This is a genomic window from Lacrimispora sp. 210928-DFI.3.58, assembly GCF_020554865.1.
Taxonomy (GTDB): domain Bacteria; phylum Bacillota; class Clostridia; order Lachnospirales; family Lachnospiraceae; genus Enterocloster.
This window is the reverse complement of sequence record NZ_JAJCIC010000075.1, coordinates 1-6,983: the sequence shown is the minus strand read 5'-3', so window position 1 is coordinate 6,983 and position 6,983 is coordinate 1. Positions and strand designations below refer to the sequence as shown.

4 protein-coding genes and 3 tRNA genes are annotated in these 6,983 nt (G+C 42.8%); all 7 read right to left on the bottom strand.

The features are described from left to right. Window positions 1-95: 95 nt before the first annotated feature. The gene (locus tag LIZ87_RS21685) at window positions 96-1,436 is read right to left on the bottom strand and encodes an ABC transporter substrate-binding protein (protein WP_178315838.1); all 1,341 of its coding nucleotides are present in this window, start codon (window positions 1,434-1,436) and stop codon (window positions 96-98) included. A 20-nt stretch (window positions 1,437-1,456) separates the two neighbouring features. After that, complete coding sequence (locus LIZ87_RS21680) at window positions 1,457-4,528, bottom strand: alpha-mannosidase (protein ID WP_227149186.1); 3,072 nt, start codon at window positions 4,526-4,528, stop codon at window positions 1,457-1,459. A 35-nt stretch (window positions 4,529-4,563) separates the two neighbouring features. Then, window positions 4,564-5,415: a carbohydrate ABC transporter permease gene (locus LIZ87_RS21675; protein ID WP_178315836.1), complete on the bottom strand. Its 852-nt coding sequence runs from the start codon at window positions 5,413-5,415 to the stop codon at window positions 4,564-4,566. 13 nt (window positions 5,416-5,428) lie between these two features. Then, complete coding sequence (locus tag LIZ87_RS21670; protein ID WP_178315835.1) at window positions 5,429-6,319, bottom strand: carbohydrate ABC transporter permease; 891 nt, start codon at window positions 6,317-6,319, stop codon at window positions 5,429-5,431. 243 nt (window positions 6,320-6,562) lie between these two features. Then, window positions 6,563-6,633: transfer RNA gene (locus LIZ87_RS21665), tRNA-Cys, on the bottom strand. 16 nt (window positions 6,634-6,649) lie between these two features. Next, window positions 6,650-6,721, bottom strand: a tRNA-Glu gene (locus LIZ87_RS21660). A 25-nt stretch (window positions 6,722-6,746) separates the two neighbouring features. Then, window positions 6,747-6,819 (bottom strand) — tRNA-Asn (locus tag LIZ87_RS21655). Window positions 6,820-6,983 lie beyond the last annotated feature (164 nt).

Below are 6,983 nucleotides of genomic sequence, written 5' to 3'. Positions count from 1 at the left end.
CGATAAATGTAGAAAAGTCCGAGCTCTCGCTCGGGACTTTGTCTACAGTCTGACCACAATAGGCTTCTATTGTGGCAATATTATTTCCATATTTATTAGTTGGCGTTATCTACAGATTCCGATATTGTCTTGTAAGCACTTGCGCCTGCCTCTGCCGGAGTTTTCTGTCCATAACCTGTCGCATACTGCTCATCTACAAGAGTGTCTTCAATCACAGCACTGCCGGGAACCAACCACTCATAATCGATCCTTTGGGTATTGTCGATCAGTAAATTGACTCCTTCTACTACCAGAAGGGCATCTCCCTCCTGCATTGGAGCAATCAGTTCTCTTACAGACTCAGGTGCAGGTACGCCCCGCACAGTCATAAGGACCTGGGCTGCCTCAGGATCATTGATCAGGAAGTCGATCAGCGTAGCTGCCTCCTCAGGATGCTGGGAGCTCTTTCCTAATGTCCATGGCATGGAAGCTAACATGTAAGCTCCGCCGTTCTGCTTTGTTCCGGGTACAAGGCTGATCCCCAACTCCGTCTCTTCTGCCATCGCCGCATGATTCATAGGAAGCATTGCAATGTGGTTTACCTCACAAGCCGCGTCACAGCTTAGGAAAAGATTATCCTGCTGTGATTCCTGTCCTACCGTCAGATCCAGTGGAGGAAGAATACCTGTCTCTCTCCATCTGTTGTAGCGCTCATAAACCTGGCCCAAAGCCTCAGAGAAATCTAACAGTTTGCCATCCTCAGAAGCGAACCACGATCCCAGCTGACGCACCATAGTCATAGTCAGGAAATAGGTAGGTTCTCTCATTCCATACTTTCCTGTCTTATCATAGATTTCCTGGCAAGCTTTCTCGAAATCATCCCATGACCAGTCATTGGTGGGATATTCTACGCCTGCCTCATCAAATACCTGTTTATTCCAAATAAATACCGGACCATTTAATCCGCTGGGTACTCCATACTGCTTTCCGCCATACTGAGCCCATGTCAAAGCACTTTCCGGATAATCATCCAGCTTCAGCTGGTTTCCAATATAGGGGCCTAAATCTCCTAACTTTTCATTTGCAGCTAATCCTGCAAAATACACATTATTATCCAACTGATATACATCCGGTTCCGTTCCAGAGGAAATTTGGGTCATCAGCTTATCATGGTAACCATCAAATCCCTGATATTCTGCAGATACCTTGATGTTAGGATATTTCTCCATAAACAGGTCCAGCGCCTTCAAAGTTGCTTCATGACGGGCATCGCTTCCCCACCAGGAAATGCGCAGTTCGATCTGCTCCCCATCTCCCTTTTCCTGTGCCGCTCCTCCTGCTGTGGAAGCGGCATCTGCTTTAGGCGCTTCTGTCTTTCCTCCGCCGCTGCAAGCCGTCATAAGAAAAGCTACCCCTGCTGCAGCCAAAAACGCTTTGACCTTTAAACTTTTCCTCATTCTTTCTACCTCCATTCTTATTATTTACAACATATCCGGTATGTTTTTATCTCATACGGATGAAGTTTTACTCTAATGCTTCCCTCTTCTACCGGAATATCCTCCACATGACGCTCCAGAAGATCTGTCTCCTGGCAGGAGGTCACTGGGAAGTTGAATTTCAATACAGCATCACTTACCGTATTGTAGGTCTCAAACAGACGCACAATAATATCCCGGCCATCCTCTGAGCGCTTTACCGTATCGATCACTGCATTACTGTTATCCAACTGGATATAGGAACCTGTTGCTGCCTCAGCCTGTCCCTCTGTTACAATAAGAGGTACGTTGACTTCATATCCTTTTTGAGCCACTCCGGCTTCCTGTATATTTCCCACATGCGGATAGATCCAATAAGAGAATGTATGAACACCTTTATCACAGGTATCTGATGGAAAATCGGCGCTCCGCAGCAGACTCAGCTCCATACGTGAGTTCTGGATCGTATATCCATATTTACAGTCATTTAACAGGGAAACTCCATAAGAGGCATCTGATACATCGCCCCACTTATGGCCACAGACTTCAAACCTGGCCTGGTCATAGCTGGTAGTAGCATGATTTGGATGCTCTGCATTTCCGAATGCCACATCATATCTGGCTGTCAAGCTGTTGATATCCGCCGGAAATTCTACGCGAAGCATTTTTTGACACTCATCCCAATCTATCATAGTCTTAAATTCGATCATAGGCGTGTGGTGATAAATGATCATCTCCTGCTCTATTTTGGAAGTATGGATCTCCTTGCTGATTCCAATTACCGTGCGAATACTATTATCTTCCTTTACTCTGCATACGGTGCTTGTGCAGGGAATTGGATCTTTATCATTTTTCTTTGTAGTCGTCTCCCATGCTGCTCCCCATTCTACGGGAATATCCTCCAACAGCTTCAGCTTGTTTCCTGTTTCTCCTGCTTTGAGTACCTGGCGTCTGGCGCTCTTATCAAAGATTGACTCCAGCTCACCCTCCTCATTGATTACCAGGTCCATCCATTTATTTGATACATAAATGTTCTTTTCTTTCTGAACAGCACGTTCTCCCGGCTCAGACTGCGGCTCCTCCTCCGTAAAGTAGTATACCTTATATCCCAGTGAAGGTACCTGTTCAGCTAGGAAACGGATAGTGCCATCCTCCAGTCTCACCTGCTTTGGATAAACTCCATCACTGTCTTTTACAGCCTTATAGCCCTTTCCCGCAACTGATACGACCTGGTCTCTGCTCCAGGAAAGCGTATTGTAAACCGTTACTGCCCCTTCACCAAAGACCATCTTTTCTATATTTTGTGAGATACTGTTTTCACCAATCTGTCTGATCTCTTCATACTGGCGGTCACACATCTCGTATACTTCCCCAATACATGTGCCAGGGAGAATATCATGGAACTGGTTTAACAGAATTAATTTCCAGCCCTTTTCCAGATCAGCCCCTACAAACTGTCCATTTTTCAGATACTGGAATACAGACATTATTTCTGCATTGCGGTAAAGGAACTCACTTTTCCGATTATTCCTCTTATTCTTGGCTGCTGTAGTATATGTTCCCCTATGTTTTTCAAAATACAACTCACCGGACCATACAGGATACTCCTTCTCCTTATCCAATTCCTCAAAATACTGTTTTACAGTTCCAATTTCGATTTTCGGCATCATAGGAACCTTATCCAGTCTGGTTACAGATTCCAGCATTTCTTTTGTTACACCGCCGCCGCCATCTCCATGTCCATATAAATACAAGATTGGATCTCCATTTTCCTTATTCTTAAAATAGTCCATGGACATTCTGACGCCCTTCGGAGTCAAATCTCCATTGTACAATCCAAGCCCCCGCTCTGTGCACATAGACATCATACCAGAAAGGATCTCTGTCCCATCCAATCCTCTCCATCGGAATACACTGTATGGGAATTCGTTTGTCTCGTTCCAGGTCAGCTTTGTGGTAAAGAAATAATCGGTACCAGCCTTTTTCAAAATTTGAGGCATTGCGGAGGAATATCCGAATACATCAGGCAGGAAGCAGATATTAGAGTCAGAGTCCAGCTCCTCCTGATAGAACTTTTTTCCGTATAAGATCTGACGGACAAAGGACTCGCCGCTGATCAGGTTACAGTCTGGCTCCAGGTACATACTTCCCAGAGTTTCCCATCTACCTTCCTTTACCCGCTCTTTCACCTGAGCATAAAGCTCCGGGTAATATTCCTTCGCCATCTCATAAAGCACAGGCATGCTTTGGCAGAATTTGAAGTCTTCGTACTGCTCCATCAAACGAAGCATACTTGAAAAAGTACGGCTTACCTTTCGTACTGTTTCCTTTAAGGGCCAATGCCATGCCACATCAATGTGAGAATGACCGGCAAAATACATTTTCACTGGCAGCTTTAGATCACTATATTTATTTATTTCCTGTAAATAGTATTCCTTAGCAGAAACTACACTTGCTTCAAATGTTTCTTCATTCCTATAATCCAGTTTCAGCAACGCGTCATAGATAAGCTTATAAACCCGCTGCTTTGTATACTCCTCTGCACCACCCTCTGTAAACTCAAAACCTGTTTTTACCTCAAAATAGAAATCCCATGCTGACTGATGGATTGCCGCAATTTCTGACTGGGTGATCACGACATCTGTTTTAAAGATATTAGCGCTATCCAAAATCAAATCCTTGCAATAGGTTTCAATCTCAATATTATAGGTCTCATCTCCTTTAGCAGACTCTGCTAATAGGATCATATTTCGATTGTAATCAAGGCCATTATAATGCTGTCCATTAATAGAAAGGCATCCTTCTCCTCCTACTTTCAGAAGAAGAACTGTTTTCTTACCTCTGTATTCTCTGTCCAAAACCACCTGGTTCTTCAGAAATACTGTCATATCCTTCTTCCCTATGTGCTCTCCCATAGGAAGCTCTGTCCATTGATCCAGAGTCATGTTATAAACTTCTGGCTTCTTATAATACCCCTGTTTCATAGTCCAGCCATCTAATGGCCTTCTTTTGTAGTAGAGCATCTTTTCCAGACGTTTGAGCTCTGCCCTGATCTTTTTTTCCGTCTTTAGCATAATAGACCCCTTTCTTCTATGTGTTATTTTGATCATCAGCCTTTCAACCCTGAGGTGCTGACCCCATCTACAAAATACTTCTGCAGGCAGAAAAACATTACGATAGCTGGCAGTACTGAGCATAAGGCCATGGCCATAACGGCTCCCCAGTTATCAGCACCTGTAGCATCTATGGTGGTTCTCATAGCCAGAGCAACTGTATAATGATCTACCTTAGTGAGATATATCAACTGATTCTGAAAATCATCCCAATTCCACATAAAGGCAAAGATAGCCACGGAAAAAAGGGATGGTTTGCAGAGCGGAAAGATAATCCGCAGGATAATGCTCAGAGTAGAACAACCATCAATCTTAGCCGCCTCATCAAGCTCTTTAGGAATACCCTTAATAAACTGTGCTACCAAATAGATAAAAAAGCCACCTCCGTGTCCTACGCCTAAAGCTGCCGGTATAATAAATGGAAGATATGTATTCAGCCACCCCAACTTGCTAAATACCACATACCGCGACACTAAAGTCGCTGTGGCAGGAAGCATAATAGTCAAAAACAAAATACTATACCAGAGGGACTTAAACCGAAAATCTACCCTGGCAAAGGCATAGCCCACAAATAAACTGATAACCAGACTGCAAATGACACAGCCAATTACTAAAACAAACGTGTTGATAAAAAATTTTCCAAACGTATAAGGTCGCACCATCCGCCAGCCTGCTGCAAAGTTATCTAGCCGGATCTTACTTGGAAAAAGACGCGGGCTTGTAAGTACCTCAGAAGAAGGCTTAACAGCCGCAAACATCATCCAAATTAAAGGATAAAGCATAATAAGCCCTAAAAGACTGATCAGTACATATACAATTACTTGTCTAATCACTTTTCCGCTTTTCATTCATTCTCCTCCTTTAATCATCAAAATTCAGGAATCGTTTTTCCAGAAAATGCAAAGCCAGTGCTGTTCCGGCAATCATGATCAGCAGCGCCCAGGATAATGCAGAAGAATATCCCACATTAAAATACTTAAATGCATGCTGATAAAGGTAGATCACATACAGCATAGAAGAATTTAATGGTCCTCCCTTTCCATTAAATATCGTATACGGTGCTGCGAACATCTGAAAAGCATTAATAGTCTGCATTAAAATATTGAAAGACATCATAGGCATAATGCCCGGAATTGTAATATGGATAAATTTGTCCATACGGCCGGCTCCATCCACGCTGGCTGCCTCATAGAGAGAACTCGGTATCTGTTTTAAGCCTGCTAAAAATACAACCATAGATGATCCAAACTGCCACACTGTTAACAATGAAATTGTAAACAGCGTATACTTCGGGTTTCCCAGCCAGGATGCACCCTGAATACCAATCTGAGCTAATAATGAATTAATAACACCATCCTTTACAAACAGGGCTTTCCACAGAATGGCTACCGCAATACTGGAACCCAAAATGGAAGGTATATAATAAACTGTACGATAGATGCCTATTCCTCTGATCTTCATGTTCAAGATCAGAGCTATGCAAAGTGCAAAAACAATCTTGGCCGGAACAGCGATAAACACATATTTAAATGTCACCTTCACGGCCTGATAAAATATATCATCCTGAAACATCTTACTGTAATTTGCTCTTCCAATAAAAGACGGTTGATTCATCAGATTATAGTCCGTAAAAGACATCAAAAAGCTGTGGATAATAGGCCATAGCTGGAAACAGAGGATTCCTGTCAGCCAGGGAGCAATCAGAATATAACCAATTAAGTTTGCTCTTCTGCAAATTTTTTTCTGACTCATAAGACGTAACCCCTTTCGTTTTTCTATCTTTATCATTAAAAAAACTTGCGGACTCTTCAACGGAACAAAATTCCACTTTTTCCTCTTTTTCAACAAACTTTTACCCTTTTCCCTATATAATATGTATATTTTTCACAGAAGTTTTATACTAAAAAGAGAAGAAGACCTAAAATTTGAACTCGGCTTCTTCTCCTAGATGACATAACAAAAAGCCCCAGAGAAAATCTCTGAAGCTTTTATAAGAGGCGACGACCGGAATCGAACCGGTGATAAGGGTGTTGCAGACCCGTGCCTTACCGCTTGGCTACGTCGCCGTATGAATTTTTTGAATGACCCCAAGGGGATTCGGACCCCTGTTACCGCCGTGAAAGGGCGATGTCTTAACCGCTTGACCATGGGGCCTTGACTTATTAAAATAGTATAAAAACTCCCCGAGTAGGACTTGAACCTACGACAGCGCGGTTAACAGCCGCGTGCTCTACCGACTGAGCTATCGAGGAATATTTTGGTGCTCTCTGAATCCTTATTATACTTCAAAACCCTGAATTCATCAAGTACCTTTTAAGATATTATATGAATTATCTTGGATTTTATTCCAAACAATTCACAATACATACCTTCAAAACCACATATTGAACTTTCCGATTTCAACCTAACCTTTTGG